Annotated in this window: 16 protein-coding genes; 15 read left to right on the top strand and 1 reads right to left on the bottom strand. The window is 72.7% G+C overall.

The features are described 5' to 3' along the window. The first annotated feature begins 2 nt into the window (after positions 1–2). The 14 genes from RM446_RS14455 to RM446_RS14390 all read left to right on the top strand — a co-directional run bounded on the left by RM446_RS14455 (position 3) and on the right by RM446_RS14390 (position 13,041). Positions 3–1,013: a phosphatidylinositol mannoside acyltransferase gene (locus RM446_RS14455; RefSeq protein WP_311545801.1), complete on the top strand. Its 1,011-nt coding sequence runs from the start codon at positions 3–5 to the stop codon at positions 1,011–1,013. Continuing rightward, the gene (locus RM446_RS14450) at positions 1,010–2,158 is read left to right on the top strand and encodes a glycosyltransferase family 4 protein (RefSeq protein WP_311545800.1); all 1,149 of its coding nucleotides are present in this window, start codon (positions 1,010–1,012) and stop codon (positions 2,156–2,158) included. The genes RM446_RS14455 and RM446_RS14450 overlap by 4 nt, the downstream gene beginning before the upstream one ends. A 6-nt stretch (positions 2,159–2,164) precedes the next feature. Next, a complete protein-coding gene (locus RM446_RS14445; protein WP_311545798.1) occupies positions 2,165–2,722 on the top strand; it encodes a hypothetical protein in 558 nt (185 codons plus the stop codon). 343 nt (positions 2,723–3,065) lie between these two features. Then, a complete protein-coding gene (pdxS, locus tag RM446_RS14440; RefSeq protein WP_311545797.1) occupies positions 3,066–3,977 on the top strand; it encodes a pyridoxal 5'-phosphate synthase lyase subunit PdxS in 912 nt (303 codons plus the stop codon). Positions 3,978–4,069: 92 nt separating this feature from the next. Then, a complete protein-coding gene (gene pdxT, locus RM446_RS14435; RefSeq protein ID WP_311545796.1) occupies positions 4,070–4,678 on the top strand; it encodes a pyridoxal 5'-phosphate synthase glutaminase subunit PdxT in 609 nt (202 codons plus the stop codon). Beyond that, positions 4,675–5,424: a YebC/PmpR family DNA-binding transcriptional regulator gene (locus RM446_RS14430; protein ID WP_311545795.1), complete on the top strand. Its 750-nt coding sequence runs from the start codon at positions 4,675–4,677 to the stop codon at positions 5,422–5,424. Before pdxT ends, RM446_RS14430 begins: the two co-directional genes overlap by 4 nt. 205 nt (positions 5,425–5,629) lie before the next feature. After that, complete coding sequence (locus RM446_RS14425) at positions 5,630–6,178, top strand: DUF4282 domain-containing protein (protein ID WP_311545794.1); 549 nt, start codon at positions 5,630–5,632, stop codon at positions 6,176–6,178. A 121-nt stretch (positions 6,179–6,299) separates the two neighbouring features. Then, entirely contained in the window at positions 6,300–6,866 is a 567-nt protein-coding gene (ruvC, locus tag RM446_RS14420) for a crossover junction endodeoxyribonuclease RuvC (RefSeq protein WP_311545793.1), read from the top strand. Between the two features lie 8 nt (positions 6,867–6,874). Then, positions 6,875–7,486, top strand: a complete 612-nt coding sequence (gene ruvA / locus RM446_RS14415) for a Holliday junction branch migration protein RuvA (protein ID WP_311545870.1) — start codon at positions 6,875–6,877, stop codon at positions 7,484–7,486. Positions 7,487–7,499: 13 nt separating this feature from the next. Beyond that, positions 7,500–8,588, top strand: a complete 1,089-nt coding sequence (ruvB, locus tag RM446_RS14410; protein ID WP_311545792.1) for a Holliday junction branch migration DNA helicase RuvB — start codon at positions 7,500–7,502, stop codon at positions 8,586–8,588. 250 nt (positions 8,589–8,838) lie between these two features. Beyond that, on the top strand, positions 8,839–9,237 hold the full coding sequence (yajC, locus tag RM446_RS14405) for a preprotein translocase subunit YajC (RefSeq protein ID WP_386699399.1): 399 nt from the start codon (positions 8,839–8,841) through the stop codon (positions 9,235–9,237). A 153-nt stretch (positions 9,238–9,390) separates the two neighbouring features. Further along, on the top strand, positions 9,391–9,921 hold the full coding sequence (locus RM446_RS14400; protein WP_311545791.1) for an adenine phosphoribosyltransferase: 531 nt from the start codon (positions 9,391–9,393) through the stop codon (positions 9,919–9,921). A gap of 523 nt (positions 9,922–10,444) precedes the next feature. After that, positions 10,445–12,622, top strand: a complete 2,178-nt coding sequence (locus RM446_RS14395; RefSeq protein WP_311545868.1) for a RelA/SpoT family protein — start codon at positions 10,445–10,447, stop codon at positions 12,620–12,622. A gap of 89 nt (positions 12,623–12,711) precedes the next feature. Beyond that, positions 12,712–13,041: a cupin domain-containing protein gene (locus RM446_RS14390; RefSeq protein ID WP_311545790.1), complete on the top strand. Its 330-nt coding sequence runs from the start codon at positions 12,712–12,714 to the stop codon at positions 13,039–13,041. A gap of 65 nt (positions 13,042–13,106) precedes the next feature. Here the strand turns inward: RM446_RS14390 and RM446_RS14385 are convergent, their stop codons facing one another. Next, a complete protein-coding gene (locus RM446_RS14385; RefSeq protein WP_311545789.1) occupies positions 13,107–14,339 on the bottom strand; it encodes a DUF349 domain-containing protein in 1,233 nt (410 codons plus the stop codon). Between the two features lie 425 nt (positions 14,340–14,764). On the opposite strand from RM446_RS14385, the gene RM446_RS14380 reads away from it, so the two are divergent. Then, complete coding sequence (locus tag RM446_RS14380; protein WP_311545788.1) at positions 14,765–15,451, top strand: MBL fold metallo-hydrolase; 687 nt, start codon at positions 14,765–14,767, stop codon at positions 15,449–15,451. Positions 15,452–15,541 lie beyond the last annotated feature (90 nt).

Here is a 15,541-nt window from a genome sequence, read left to right as displayed (position 1 = left end):
GCATGCAACCCCGGGAACGCGCCACCACTGCGCTGTACACAGCGGGCTGGGCCGTGCTGCGGTGCGTACCGGAGCGCGCCGGGCGCGCCGCGTTCCGCGCCGTCGCCGACTGGAGCTGGTTGCGGCGGGGCCCCCGCGTCAGGCGCCTCGAAGCCAACCTGCGGCGCGTGGCCGGCCCCGCTGCCGGCGAGGACCGCATCCGAGCGCTCTCCCGCGCGGGTATGCGCTCCTACCTGCGCTACTTCTACGAGATGTTCCTGCTGGAGGCGCTCGGCGAGAAGGAGCTGCGCGCGCGGGTGCAGTGCACCGGTATCGAGCGGATCGACCGCATCATGGCCGGCGGCCGCGGCGTGGTCGCGGCGCTTCCGCACATGGGCAATTGGGACCTCGCCGGCGCCTGGGTCACCCGCTACGGCATCCCGCTTACCACGGTGGCCGAACGGCTCGAGCCCGAGCCGCTGTTCGAGCGCTTCGTATCGTTCCGCGAACACCTGGGCATGGAGGTGCTGCCGCTGACCGGCGGGACGGCCCACAGCGCCGGTGTGCTCGCGCGGCGGCTGCTCCGCGGCCGCTTCGTCTGCCTGCTCGCCGACCGCGACCTCACCGAGTCCGGAGTGGAGGTGGAGCTGTTCGGCGAGCCGGCGCGCCTGCCCGCCGGTCCCGCGGTCCTGGCCGACCGCACGGGAGCCGCGCTGGTGCCGGTGTCGCTGTGGTATGAGGGCGGACGCATGCGGGTGCACGTCCACGAGGAGGTCGCCCCGGCCGGCGGGGACTCGCGGGCCGACCGGGTACGGGCCACCACCCAGCGGCTGGCCCGGGTATTCGAGCAGGCGATCGCCGAACACCCCCAGGACTGGCACATGCTCCAGCGCGTGTTCACCGCCGACCTCGACCCCCTGGCCGGCAGTGGGGGCGAGCACGACCAGGGCAGCGTCGAGGAGTTCCCCGCCGCACCGCCGGCGGCCGCCCCGCGGCGCGGCCGCAGTCGGAGTCGGAGGCGAACGAGGCCATGAGGGTCGGTCTGGTCTGCCCCTACACCTGGGAGGTGCCCGGCGGCGTGCAGCAGCACGTCGGCGACCTCGCCGAAGCGCTGCTGCACCTGGGCCACGAGGTGTCGGTCCTGGCGCCGTGCGACACCGGGACCCGGCTGCCCGACTACCTGGTCTCGGCCGGAGGCGCGGTGCCGGTGCCCTACAACGGGTCGGTGGCACGGCTCTCCTTCGGGTTCCGCGCCGCCGGCCGCGTGCGCCGCTGGATCCGGGACGGAGCCTTCGACGTCCTGCACGTACACGAGCCCGCGGCGCCCAGCCTGTCCCTGCTCGCCTGCTGGGTGGCCGAAGGCCCCATCGTCGCCACCTTCCACACCTCCAACCCCCGCTCCCGGGCCCTCGCGGCCTCCGCCGGCGTGCTCCAGTCCGCGCTGGAGAAGATCAACGGCCGCATCGCGGTCTCGGAAGCGGCCCGCAAGACACTCGTGGAGCACCTGGGCGGCGACGCCGTGCTCATCCCCAACGGCGTCGCCGTCGACCGCTACACCGAGGCTCGCCCCTTGGACGGCTGGCCGGGCGAGGGCGGTGCGATCGGCTTCCTCGGCCGGTTGGACGAGCCGCGCAAGGGCCTGGGCGTGCTGCTGGACGCCTTCGACGCCCTCGCCCGCGACCGCACCGGCCTGCGGCTCCTGGTCACCGGTCCCGGCGACGCCGACGAGGTCCGCGAGCGCGTCGCACCGGAGCTGCGCGACCGCGTCGTCTGCCTGGGCCGGGTCGACGAGGCGGACAAGGTGCGCGCGTACCACTCGGTGGACGTCTTCTGCGCACCCAACCTGGGAGGGGAGAGCTTCGGGATCGTGCTCGCCGAGGCGATGGCGGCCGGCGCCCCTATCCTCGCCAGCGACATCCCCGCCTTCGCCCGGGTCCTGCGCGACGGTGAGGCCGGCCGGCTGTTCGCCGCCGGCGAGCCCGCCGACCTCGCGCGCGGGGCCGCCGAGCTGCTCGACGACCCCGTGCGCCGCCGGGTACTCTCCCGCGCTGCGCGCAAGGCCGTGCGCGCCTACGACTGGACCACCGTGGCCGCCGACGTCGCCCAGGTCTACGAGACCGTGCTTCCGCTGGACCGCGGCCACGGCCCGGTCACCGCCGGCCGCTCTGAGATCGTGTAGCCGCCGATGTCCACGTGGATCTTGATCGCAGGCCTGGCCGTCGCGGCGCTGGTGCTGCTGTCGGCGTACGTGTCCTGGCGGGCGGGGCGGCTCGACCGGCTGCACATCCGCGTCGAGACCGCCTGGGCCGCGCTCGACGCGGCTCTGCTGCGGCGCGGCGCGGTCGTCCTTGAGCTCACAGGATCCCGGGCATTGGAGCCGGCATCGGCGCTGCTGCTGGGCGACGCCGCCGCCCGCGCCCGCCGCGCCCACGGCGACGGCCGCGCGGCCCGCGAACTGGCCGAGAGCAACCTCTCGCGCGCCCTGCGCGCCGTTCTGGGCGAGCCCGGGTTCGCCGTGGAGCTGGCGGGCCGGCCCGACGGCGCCGTCGCAGACGTCGTCGCCGAGGTCGAGTCCGCCGCCAAGCGCGTGCTCCTGGCGCGGCACTTCTACAACGACGCCGTTTCCGGCATCCGCGACGCCCGCGCGGGCCGGCTGGTGCGCCTGCTCCGCCTGGCCGGAAGCGCGCCCATGCCGGAGTTCTTCGAGATGGACGACGAGCCCCCCGCCGCCGAGCGCGACTAGATCGCCGACGACGTTCTGCGCGCCCCCACCCGTCGATCTTGTAGCTGTCGTGAATGAAAGCGATTGCCATTTGCGATGGCTACAAGATCGACGGTGGTGTCCCGGTTGCAGCCAGCGCGCCGGGGGCGTACGGGCCCCCGGCGTCCGCCGCGCGTCCGCGGGCGGGAGCTCGCGGAACAGCAGGCGGGCCCGCACTGTTGCCGTCACAGGGCCATCCGAAAAGGTGAACTACCATGGAAACCGGGACAGCATCGGCGGCGCGCCGCTGACGTGCCACGTCGACCATCCAGCGCGCACCGGGCCGCCCGCCCCGGCCGAATGACTAATTGGGAGATCCGCAACCGTGACCAACACCGTTGACACCCCGGCAGGCAGCGCCGTCGGCACCACCCGCGTCAAGCGCGGGATGGCAGAGCAGCTCAAGAACGGCGTGATCATGGACGTGGTCACCCCTGAGCAAGCCCGGATCGCCGAGGACGCCGGCGCCGTCGCGGTCATGGCCCTGGAGCGGGTGCCCGCCGACATCCGCCAGCACGGCGGTGTGGCCCGCATGTCCGACCCCGACATGATCGACGGCATCGTCGAGACGGTCTCCATCCCCGTGATGGCCAAGGCACGCATCGGCCACTTCGTCGAAGCCCAGGTCCTGGAGTCCCTCGGCGTCGACTTCATCGACGAGTCCGAGGTGCTGACTCCCGCAGACGAGGCCTACCACATCGACAAGTGGGCGTTCACCGTTCCGTTCGTCTGCGGCGCCACCAGCATCGGCGAGGCCCTCCGGCGCATCGCCGAGGGCGCGGCCATGATCCGCTCCAAGGGCGAGGCCGGCACCGGCAACGTCGTCGAGGCCACCCGCCACATGCGCGCCATCCGCCGCGAGATCGCCCGGCTCGGTACGCTCGACGAGCCCGAGCTGTTCGGCGCCGCCAAGGAGATCCAGGCGCCCTACGAGGTCGTCAAGGAGGTCGCCAAGCTCGGCAAGCTCCCGGTCCCGCTGTTCTCCGCCGGCGGCGTGGCCACCCCTGCCGACGCCGCGCTGATGCGCCAGCTCGGCGCCGAGAGCGTCTTCGTCGGATCGGGCATCTTCAAGTCCGGCGACCCCGCCAAGCGCGCCGACGCCATCGTCCAGGCCACCCTGCACTACCGCGACCCCGAGGTCGTCGCGAAGGTCTCCCGCGGCCTCGGCGACGCCATGGTCGGCATCAACCTGGACGATCTGGAGGAGTCCGAGCGCTACGCCGGACGCGGCTGGTAGCTCCGCCGGCGCCGCCGGCGCGGGTGCGCCCCGCGCCGGCTCGGCGCTGCGCCGCGCACCGGCGACCGACAGCCACCGAAGCGAGGAAGCACGTGTCCGCGACCCCCACCGTCGGCGTTCTCGCCCTGCAGGGCGACACCGCCGAGCACCTGCGCGTGCTCGGCGTGCTCGGCGTCCCGGCCGTCCCCGTCCTCCACCCCGAGGACCTCGACCGGGTCGACGGGCTGATCCTGCCGGGCGGGGAGTCCACCACGATGTCCAAGCTCGCCGCGCGCTACGATCTCGTCGAGCCGCTGCGCAAGCACATCGGCGACGGCATGCCCGCCTACGGCACCTGCGCAGGCATGATCCTGCTGGCCGACCGCATTCTCGACGGTGCCGCGGACCAGCAGACCCTGGGCGGTCTCGACATCACGGCGCGGCGCAACGCCTTCGGGCGACAGACCGAGTCCTTCGAGGCGGGGATCGACGTCGACGGCGTGGGCGGAGACCCCTTCGAAGCGGTCTTCATCCGCGCGCCCTGGGTCGAGTCGGTCGGCGAGCGCGTGCGTGTCCTCGGCCAGATCGCCTACGGTGAGCGGGCCGGTAGGATCGTGGCGGTACGACAGGGCGGCCTGCTGGCTACCTCTTTCCATCCCGAACTCACCGGTGACCCGCGGATACACCGGCTCTTTGTCGACATGGTGAAAGGACAGGCATGAGCGGCCACTCCAAGTGGGCCACCACCAAGCACAAGAAAGCCGCCATCGACGCCAAGCGCGGCAAGCTCTTCGCCAAGCTGGTGAAGAACGTCGAGGTGGCGGCGCGCACGGGCGGCGGGGACCCGGAGGGCAACCCCACCCTGTTCGACGCCATCCAGAAGGCGAAGAAGAGCTCGGTCCCGCTCGACAACATCGAACGCGCCCGCAAGCGCGGCTCGGGCGAGGAGGCCGGCGGCGCCGAGTGGCAGACCGTCATGTACGAGGGATACGCCGCGGGCGGCGTCGCGCTGCTGGTCGAGTGCCTCACCGACAACCGCAACCGCGCGACCTCGGAGGTGCGCGTGGCGGTCACGCGCAACGGCGGGTCGATGGCCGACGCCGGTTCGGTTTCCTACCTCTTCAGCCGCAAGGGCGTCGTGCTGGTATCCAAGGAGGGCGTCAGCGAGGACGACGTGACCCTCGCCGTGGTCGAGGCCGGCGCCGACGACGTCAACGACCTGGGCGAGTCCTTCGAGATCGTCAGCGAGCCCAGCGAGCTCGTCAACGTGCGCACCGCCCTGCAGGAGGCCGGAATCGACTACGATTCGGCCGACACCTCCTTCCTGCCCAGCGTGGAGGTGCAGGTGGGCGAGGAGGACGCGAAGAAGGTCATGCGCGTCGTGGACGCCCTGGAGGACTCCGACGACGTGCAGAACGTCTTCACCAACGCCGACATCCCCGACGAGGTCATGGAGAAGATCGGCTAGCGCCCCGCTCGCCGCGCGCACCTTCGCCGCACGCCCCGCACCCGGAGACGGGATGCGGGGCGTGCGGCGTTTCGTTCCCGCCGGGCCCGCGGCGCTGCCGGCCGCGGGCCGCCCGCCGCCGGTCGCCCCGCGGCCGAGCGACGCGCACGATAAGGTGGCCATTCGCCGAAGCAGTCAGCACCGCCCCCGTGAGGAAGAGCTCCTGATGAATCCCCCCGGCGAGAACCCCTACGAGCCCGGCCGCCCCGACTACGGCGGCCAGTACGGGCAGCCCGGCCCGAACACCCCGGGCCACTCCGGCGCCGGCGGCTACCCGGGGCAGCAACCGGGGCAGCCGGACACGCCCGTGCCGCCCGGCGCCTCGGGGCCGCAGCCGGGCCCACAGCACCCGCCCCAGCAGCCCTACGGCGGCGCCGGGGGCCCCGCGCCCGCCGCCCCGCCTCCCGCGGGCGGCGGAGGCGGCTTCCTGGCGGCGCTGTTCGACCTCCGGTTCCGCAGCTTCGTCACCACCCGGATCATCACGGTCCTGTTCGTTCTCTGGCTGGTCCTGATCGCCGTCTTCACCCTCAGCGGTGTCGTCAACTCCTTTGGGCAGATGAGCATCGCCCCCGTGGCCGGGCTGCTCACGCTGCTGGGCTCCCTGGTCGGCGGCGCCGTGGCGGTGCTGCTCACCCGCGTGGGCCTGGAGGTGCTGATCGTGCTGTTCCGCATCAGCGACGACCTCGCCGCGATCCGCTCCCGCAACGGGATGTGAGCTCCGCACCCCCCGGACCGCCTCAGCTGCCCGGCCGTGTCCCCCGAGCGCGGCGGGGCCCGCGGGCGGTAGGCTCTGCGAACGGACGTTCGAGGCCCGGGCCGGAAGGGAGCCGCCGACCATGCGCGTGCTGGGGGTCGACCCCGGGCTGACCCGGTGCGGGGTGGGGATCGTCGACGGCTCCGTCGGCCGCTCGCTGACGCTGACCGCCGCCGGCGTGGTGCGCACCGACCCCGCTACCGACCTCGCCGAGCGGCTGCTGGGCGTGGAGCGCGGGATCGAGCGCTGGCTCGACGACCACGCCCCCGACGCCGTCGCCGTCGAGCGCGTCTTCGCCCAGCACAACGTCAGCACGGTCATGGGCACCGCACAGGCCAGCGCGGTCGCCATCACCTGCGCCGCGCGCCGCGGGCTGCCCGTCGCGCTGCACACGCCCAGCGAGGCCAAGGCCGCCATCACCGGAAGCGGTCGCGCCGACAAGGCGCAGGTCCAGGCCATGGTCGCGCGGCTGCTCGGCCTCGATGCCGCTCCCAAGCCCGCCGACGCCGCCGACGCGCTCGCGCTGGCCATCTGCCACATCTGGCGCGGCGGCGCCCAGGACCGCATCGCCCGAGCCCAGCAGGACTTCGCCCGCAAGGTGGAGCTCGCGCGCCGCTCCCGCCGCACTCCCGATCCCCAGGGAAGGTGACCTTCGCAGTGATCGCGTTCCTCAGCGGCCGGGTGGCCGCCCGCGCAGGCGGCACCGCCGTGATCGAGGTCGGGGGTGTCGGCATGACGGTGCACTGCACACCGGCGACCCTCGCCGGACTGCGGGTGGGCGAGAACGCCACCGTCGCCACCTCCCTGGTGGTGCGCGAGGACTCGCTGACCCTTTACGGCTTCGCCGACTACGACGAGCGCGACGTGTTCGAGCGCCTTCAGCAGGCCGGCGGTGTGGGGCCGCGGCTGGCGCTGGGCATCCTGGCGGTGCACACCCCCGATACGCTGCGCGCCGCCGTGGCCGCCGAGGACACCGCCGCCCTCACCCGCGTTCCGGGCATCGGACCCAAGGGCGCCCAGCGCATCGCCCTGGAGCTGCGCGACAAGCTCGGCCCGCCCCGGGCCGCCGATCCCGCCGTCGCCGAGCACGGCGCCCTTCCCTCCCCCGAAGCGCCGTGGCGGCCGCAGGTGGTCTCGGGCCTGGTCAACCTGGGATGGTCGGCCAAGGACGCCGAGGCCGCGGCCGACGCCGTCGCCTCCGAGGCGGCCGACACCCCCGATGTGGCCGTGCTGCTGCGCAGCGCCTTGCGCCGCCTGAGCCGCGCCTAGGAATGGCGAAACCATGAGCGACTACGAGCGGGACGCCGTCTCGGCCGACGCCGACTCCGACGAGCGCGCGCTCGAGGGCGCGCTGCGGCCGCGGCGCCTTGAGGACTTCGTCGGCCAGGAGCGCGTGCGGGAGCAGTTGACGCTTGTGCTGCGCGGCGCCCAGCGGCGCGGCCGCGCCCCCGACCACGTGCTGCTGTCGGGCGGCCCCGGCCTGGGCAAGACCACGTTGGCCATGATCATCGCCGCCGAGCTGGGCTCGCCGCTGCGCATCAGCTCCGGGCCGGCGATCGAGCGCTCCGGCGACCTCGCCGCCGTGCTGTCGACCCTGCACGAGGGCGAGGTGCTGTTCCTCGACGAGATCCACCGCATGGCGCGTCCGGCCGAGGAGATGCTCTATGTCGCCATGGAGGACTTCCGCGTCGACGTGATGGTGGGCAAGGGCCCGGGCGCCACCGCCATCCCCCTGGATGTGGCGCCCTTCACCCTGGTCGGCGCCACCACCCGCGCGGGCCTGCTGCCCGCGCCGCTGCGCGACCGCTTCGGCTTCACCGCGCACATGGACTTCTACGCCGCCGCCGACCTTGAGCGCATCCTGCACCGCTCGGCCGGCCTGCTGGGGGTCGAGGTCGACGGCGACGCCGCCGCCGAGATCGCCGGCCGTTCGCGCGGCACGCCCCGCATCGCAAACCGGCTGCTGCGGCGGGTGCGCGACTACGCCGAGGTGCACGGCGACGGCCGCCTCACCCGCGACACCGCGTGCGCGGCGCTCGCGCTGTTCGAGGTCGACGCGCACGGTCTGGACCGCCTCGACCGCGCGGTGCTGGAGGCGCTGTGCGGGAAGTTCCGCGGCGGGCCGGTGGGTCTGTCGACCCTCGCCGTCGCGGTGGGGGAGGAGCCCGAGACGGTCGAGGTCGTGGCCGAGCCGTTCCTGGTGCGCTCCGGCTTCGTCGCCCGCACCCCGCGCGGGCGCGTCGCCACCCCCGACGCCTGGAGCCACCTGGGCATCGCACCGCCCCCCGACGCCGCGTTCGGCGCCGCCGCCGCCGCGGACAGCGCGGCCGCCCCGCGTACCGCCGATGCGCCTAAGACAGGCGGCTCCTAGCCGGTCACCGGTCCCGCCGGGTCCCGGGCTCCGGACCCCGGCCGCCGACACCGCGGGCAGGGCCCGGGCGAAACCGCAGGGCCGGTAGGTAAACTGAGTCCCGGACCTTGCGAAACGGCAACGATGCCCACGGGCGTGCGGCCGATGGGAACACGCGCCGCCTGCGGAGCGTTGACCTGCGGCGGCGACAGCCGCGGACACGGCCCCGCCACCCGTTGTGGCGGCGCGGCCGCGAAGGTCGGAACAAACGATGGAAGGACACCCCGTGCTGGCTCAGACAATTTTGGCCGATGGCGCCCAGGGACAAGGCGGGCTCCTCGGGATGATCCTGCCGTTCGTGCTGATCGCACTGGTCTTCTGGCTGCTGATCCTGCGCCCGCAGCAGAAGCGCAAGCAGCAGGAGTCCAAGATGCAGGGCGAACTGCAGCCGGGTGTCGAGGTACTGACCAAGGCGGGCTTCTACGCCACCGTCGTGGAGGTGCGCGACAGCGAGATCGAGTTGGAGATCTCCCCCGGTACGCGGATCAGGATGCTCAAGGCCGGCGTGGGCGACGTGGTCCGTCCCAACGACGGCGTGAGCGACGACACCCCGGTCGAGGACCGGCCCGACTTTCCGGGCAACGACGACAAGAACGACGGCCCGAGGTAGCAGCCGGCGGCACCGAACGGGCCCCCGGGGGCGGGGCCCGCCGCCTTCGCGTGTCCGCGTCCGCCACGTGCCGCCCGACCGGTCGCCCTGCGGCAGGCCGCGCCGCCTTCCCGGCACCCGTGCCACCGACCTGATGAGGAGACTTCCCCTGTCATGCCCGCTGACCTGAGTTCCCTGATCAAGGCCGGTCTGCGCGACGTTCCCGACTTCCCCGAGGAAGGGGTGGTCTTCAAGGACATCACCCCTCTGCTGGCCGAGCCCGACTCGCTGCGGGCCGTCGTCGAGGGGATCGCCGCTCGCTACGCGCAGTCGGAAGTGGACGCGGTGCTCGGGCTGGAGGCCCGCGGCTTCATCCTCGCCGCGCCGATCGCCCTCGCGCTGGGCGCCGGCTTCGTCCCCGTGCGCAAAGCGGGGAAACTCCCGCGTGAGACCTACCGCGCGTCCTATGATCTGGAGTACGGCTCGGAGACGGTCGAGATGCACGCCGACGCCGTCAGTCCGGGCAGCCGCGTCCTGATCGTCGACGACGTACTCGCCACCGGCGGCACCGGACGGGCCGCGGTGGAACTCGTCGACAAGGCCGGTGGTACGGTCGTGGGATTCTCGGTCCTCGTGGAACTCGGTTTCCTCAAGGGCCGGCGGAGACTGACCGACGTGGAGCCGCACGCGCTGGCCGTGGTCTGAACGGGCCGGTGTCCGGCGAACCCTGCCCGGCCCCGCTTCCCCCGCAGCCCTGACGTGCGAAGACCGCTGCGGCCCAGCAGTAGACTCGCGGGCATAACGGAGCTGCGGCGACGCGTTGGTACAGGTGACACCTGACGTTTACGACGCAGACGTCGACCCGGCGGGCCGAGCGGCGGCAACACCGCCGCGCAGCGGTGGCCCTCCCGCACGACGGGCGGAGCGCACCCGGTCCCCGGGACTGGCCGCGGGAGGGATGTCCATGGCAGGCGATGCGGTATCGGCTGAGGCGGCCTCCGCGCTGCGCGGGGCCTCCCCGAGCGGACAGGAGCGCCCCGACGACCCGCGGGCACCCGCGCCTCCCACAGCGCAGGCCGCGGAGTCCGCCGCCCCCGGAGCCCGGCCCGACAGACACCCCGACACCGGCGCCGACGAGCAGGGCGCCGCACAGGCACCGTCCAGCCCGTCGTCCAGCGTGCGGGTACGCCGCAGACTCGCACGACTCGGTGCACAGCGGGGGGTATCAATGAACCCGGTCCTCGAACCACTCATCAAGACCGTCCGGGCGACCCACCCCAAGGTCGACGTCCGGCTCATCGAGCGTGCCTACGAGGTCGCGGCCTACCACCACCGCGACCAGAAGCGCAAGAGCGGCGATCCCTACATCACGCACCCCCTGGCCGTCGCCACCATCCTCGCCGAACTGGGCATGCAGGAGCCCACGCTGGCCGCCGCGCTGCTGCACGACACCGTCGAGGACACCACCTACACGCTCGGCCAGCTGCGCGACGACTTCGGCGACGAGATCGCGGAGCTGGTCGACGGCGTCACCAAGCTCGACAAGGTCAAGTACGGCGAGGCGACCCAAGCCGAGACCGTGCGCAAGATGGTCGTCGCCATGTCCCGCGACATCAAGGTGCTGGTCATCAAGCTGTGCGATCGCCTGCACAACATGCGCACCCTGCGCTACCTGTCCCAGCCCAAGCGCGAGAAGAAGGCCCGCGAGACCCTGGAGATCTTCGCGCCGCTGGCCCACCGGCTGGGCATGAACACGATCAAGTGGGAGCTGGAGGACCTGGCCTTTGCCACGCTCTACCCCAAGCGGTTCGACGAGATCGCCCGCCTGGTCTCCGAGCGGGCGCCGCGCCGCGACGTATACCTGCAGGACGTCATCGAGGCGGTCTCGGCCGACCTGCGCGAGGCCAAGATCAAGGCGACGGTGCGCGGCCGACCCAAGCACTACTACTCGATCTACCAGAAGATGATCGCCCGCAACTGCGGCTTCGAGGAGATCTACGACCTCGTCGCGGTGCGGGTACTCGTCGACAGCGTCCGCGACTGCTACGCGGCCCTGGGCACGATCCACGCGCGGTGGAATCCCGTCCCCGGACGGTTCAAGGACTACATCGCGATGCCCAAGTTCAACATGTACCAGTCGCTGCACACCACCGTGATCGGGCCGTCGGGCAACCCGGTGGAGCTGCAGATCCGCACCCGCGCCATGCACCGCCGGGCCGAGTACGGGATCGCGGCGCACTGGAAGTACAAGGAGGAGCGGGCCGCGGCCAAGGACAGCGCCAAGTCCAAGGGCACCGCCGACATGGCCTGGCTGCGCCAGCTCATCGACTGGCAGCAGGAGACCAAGGACCCCGGCGAGTTCCTGGAGTCGCTGCGCTTCGACCTGTCGGTGCAGGAGGTGTTCGTCTTCACCCCCCAGGGCGACGCCATCGCGCTGCCCCAAGGCGCCACACCCATCGACTTCGCCTACGCGGTGCACACCGAGGTCGGCCACCGCACGGTGGGCGCACGGGTCAACGGTCGGCTCGTCTCGCTGGAGAGCGAGCTGCACAACGGCGAGACCGTGGAGATCCTGACCTCCAAGGCGAGCGACGCCGGCCCCAGCCGCGACTGGCTGCAGCTGGTCAAGAGCGCACGCGCGCGCAACAAGATCAGGCAGTGGTTCACCAAGGAGCGCCGCGAGCAGGCGATCGAGCAGGGCAAGGACGCCATCGCCCGGGTCATGCGCAAGCAGGAGCTGCCGATAAAGCGGCTGTTCAGCGGCGAGGCGCTGATCGCCCTGGCGCGCGACCTGCGCTACGGCGACGTCGACTCGCTCTACGCCGCCGTCGGCGAGGGCCGCATCGGCCCGCAGAACGTCGTGCAGAAGCTCGTCGAGTCCATGGGCGGCATCGAGAGCGCCGAAGAGGACATCGCCGAGTCCTCACTGCCCACGCGCTCGCGGCCGCGGTCGCGCCCGGCCGGCAACCCCGGCGTGGTCGTCGAGGGCGACGCCGACGTGTGGGTGCGGCTGTCCAAATGCTGTACCCCCGTGCCCGGCGACAGCATCGTCGGCTTCGTGACCCGCGGAAACGGCGTGTCCGTGCACCGCAGCGACTGCGTCAACACGCGTGCGCTGGACCGCGCCCGGATGGTCGACGTCGACTGGCAGCCCACAGAGGACTCGATGTTCCTGGTCGCGCTGCAGGTCGAGGCGCTGGACCGCTCGCGGCTGCTGTCCGACATCACCCGCGTGCTCTCCGACCAGCACGTCAACATCCTCTCGGCCACCGTGCAGACCAGCCGCGACCGTGTCGCGCTGAGCCGGTTCACCTTCGAGATGGCCGACCCCACCCACCTCGGCCACGTCCTCAAGGCCGTGCGCGGCGTGGACGGCGTCTACGACGTCTACCGGATGAAGAACTGACACCCCGCCGACGCGGCGCGCCGCCGGTCCCGGGGCACGCGCGGCGATTCGCGGCGTGTGAGCCGCCGTCCAGCGGTCAGACTGCAGGCATGAACAAGTTGTCGCTGGACGCCCTGGCACGCAAGCACATGGAGACCGCGGCGGCGGCCTCGGCCGGCCGCAGCTCCGAGACCTTCTACGGCGGGCACGAGCAGACTCTGCGCCAGACCCTCATCGCGCTGACCAAGGGCAACGCCCTCTCCGAGCACCCCAACCCCGGCGAGTCGACGGTGCTGGTGCTGCGCGGACGCGTGCGCCTCAAGGCCGGCGGCGACAGCTGGGAGGCCAGAACCAACGACTTGCTGGTGATGCCGCGGGAGGAGGCCTCGCTGGAGGCGCTGGAGGACTCCGCCGTGGTACTCACCGTCGCCAAGCGCTGAGCCCGGCCGCCGACCGCTCCGAGGCGAGCGCGGGGCCCCGCGGAGCGGCCGCCGGCCTCGCCGGCTCAGCTCATCTCGTCCAGCGCCTTCTCGGCCTCGTCCAGCCAGGACCGGCGGGCGCCGAGCGCCTCCTCGACCTCGCGGACCCGTCGCTCGTTGCCCCGCGCCTTCGCGTGCTCCAGGTCCTTTTCGAGCTGGGCGATCGAGTCGCGCAGCCGACTGGCGGTGGACTCGGCGCGCGCACGCCCCTCGGGGTTGGTGCGCTGCCATTCGTGGTCCTCGGAGCGGCGAACCTCGTCCTCGATCTTGCGGAAGGCGCCCTCCAGCCGGTCGCGCTGGTCGCGCGGCAGCGGTCCCGCCTCCTCCCAGGCCTCCTGGAAGTCGCGCAGCCGGGCGCGGGCGGCCCGCGGGTCGGAGATCTCGGCCAGCTCGCTGCGCGCGTCCTCGAGGATCCGCTCCTTGGCGTCGGCGTTGACGCGCAGTTCGGCGTCGCGCTCGGCGAAGGCGGCGTTGCGCGCTTGGAAGAACCGGTCCTGGGCCGCCTTGAACCGGGCCCACAGCTTGTCCTCGCTGGCGCGGTCGGCCCGCCCGCTGGCCTTCCACTGCTGCATCAGGTCGCGGTATCGCGCAGCGGTGCCGCCCCAGTCGGTCGAGTCGGCCAGCGACTCCGCCTCGGCGACGATGACCTCCTTGTCCTGGCGGACCTGCTCGCGCTGCTGGTCCAGCCCGGCGAAGTAGGCCTTGCGGCGCTTGGAGAAGGAGTTGCGTGCGGCCGACATGCGCTTCCACAGCGCCTGCTCGGTAGGCCGGTCGGTGCGCGGCGCGGCCTTCCACTCGTCGATCAGCTGCCGCATCCGCTCGCCGCCGGACTTCCAGTGCGTGGTCTCGGCCGCCACGCGCTCGGCTTCGGCGACGATGCGCTCCTTGACCTCGCGGGCCTCGGTGCGGGCCTGCTCCTGGGCCTGCTTCTGCTCGACCCTGCGCTCCTCGGCCTGCCCGGTCAGCGCGTCCAGGCGCCGCGAGAGCGCGTCGAGGTCGCCGACGGCGTTCGCCTCGCGCACCGCGGTACGCAGCTTCTCCACGCTCGACAGCGCCTGCGAAGCCGACAGGTCGGTGGTGCGCAGCCGCTTCTCCAGCAGGTCGACCTCGGTCACCAGGGCGTCGTACTTGCGGCGGAAGAACGCGAGGGCCTCCTCGGGCGCGCCCGCCTGCCACGATCCGACGACGCGCTCGCCCTCGCTCGTGCGCACGTAGACCGTGCCGTCGTCGTCAACGCGGCCCCAGGGGTCCGTGCTCACCGTGTCCTCCAGCAGTCATGAGCCCGGCGCTGCGCGCCAGGTCCGGGTGGTCCGGCGGCGGCTGGATGAGAGCCGGTGTGAACCGCCGTGACTAAGCACGATATCCGCACACCCCACCGGATATCGTCCGCCTCCTGTCAGCGTCGTCGCACATCAACGGCCTGAGCCGTATCGAGGCATGCCGTCCGGACACACCGGACGGGTGCGACGCGACCAATATGACACTGACGGGCCGTTTGGCAAAGAGTCGTGAGTCTGGCGGTGATCGAATGGTGATGTGACGGCGCTATACGTGCGCCCGGGAGGGCGCAACCCGGTCGCCGCTGGGCCCGCGCCTCGGTAGGCTCGGTTTGGCGGGGACGCGGTTCGGCGGCCGCCCTCCGCGCCCGCCAGGCAGGACGTTCGAGAGGAAGTCAGCGCTCACCGTGTTCATCTCCGCATTCCCAGCCGGGCCGCTCGCCGCGAACTGCTACGTGGTCGCCGCGGCCGCGGATCGGGGAGCGGAGTGCGTGGTCGTCGACCCCGGCCAGGACGCCGCCGGGCAGCTCTCCGCCCTCTTGGCCGAGCACGGGCTGACGCCCGCGGCGGTACTGCTGACCCACGGCCACTTCGACCACGTCTGGTCGGCGACCGAGGTCGCACGCGACCACGGCGTCCCCGTCTACGTGCACGCCGCCGACCGGCCGCTGCTGACCGACCCCGCCAAAGGGCTCGACCCCGCCCTGGCCGCCCAGCTTTCGGCGCTGCTGGGCCAGGTCGGCCTGGAGGAGCCCGACGACCTGCGCGAGCTCGCCGGCGGCGAGACCCTCGCGCTCGCCGGCATGGAGCTTCGCGTCGAGCACGTACCCGGCCACACGCCCGGATCGGTGTGCTACGGCCTGGCACCCGGCGGCGCGGAGCCGATCCTGTTCACCGGCGACCTCCTCTTCGCCGGCTCCATCGGCCGCACGGACTTCCCCGGCGGCGACCACGGCGAGATCATGCGCAGCCTGGAGCGCGTCTGCAGCGACTGGGCCGACACCACCGGCGTCCGCCCCGGCCACGGGCCGCAGACCACCATCGCCCGTGAGCGCGCGACCAATCCGTTCCTCGGAGATATCCCGGGGCGCTGACCTGCCCGCGACCGATGTGCGCTGCGCCGATCGCCCCGGTCGGCGCGCGGGATCAGCAGCCCGCACCCGCGGGCCGCCACCGGTGGGCAC

Origin of the sequence: Streptomonospora wellingtoniae, assembly GCF_031845375.1 — a bacterium.
GTDB lineage: Bacteria > Actinomycetota > Actinomycetes > Streptosporangiales > Streptosporangiaceae > Streptomonospora > Streptomonospora wellingtoniae.
This window is presented reverse-complemented; position numbering and strand designations above follow the sequence as displayed.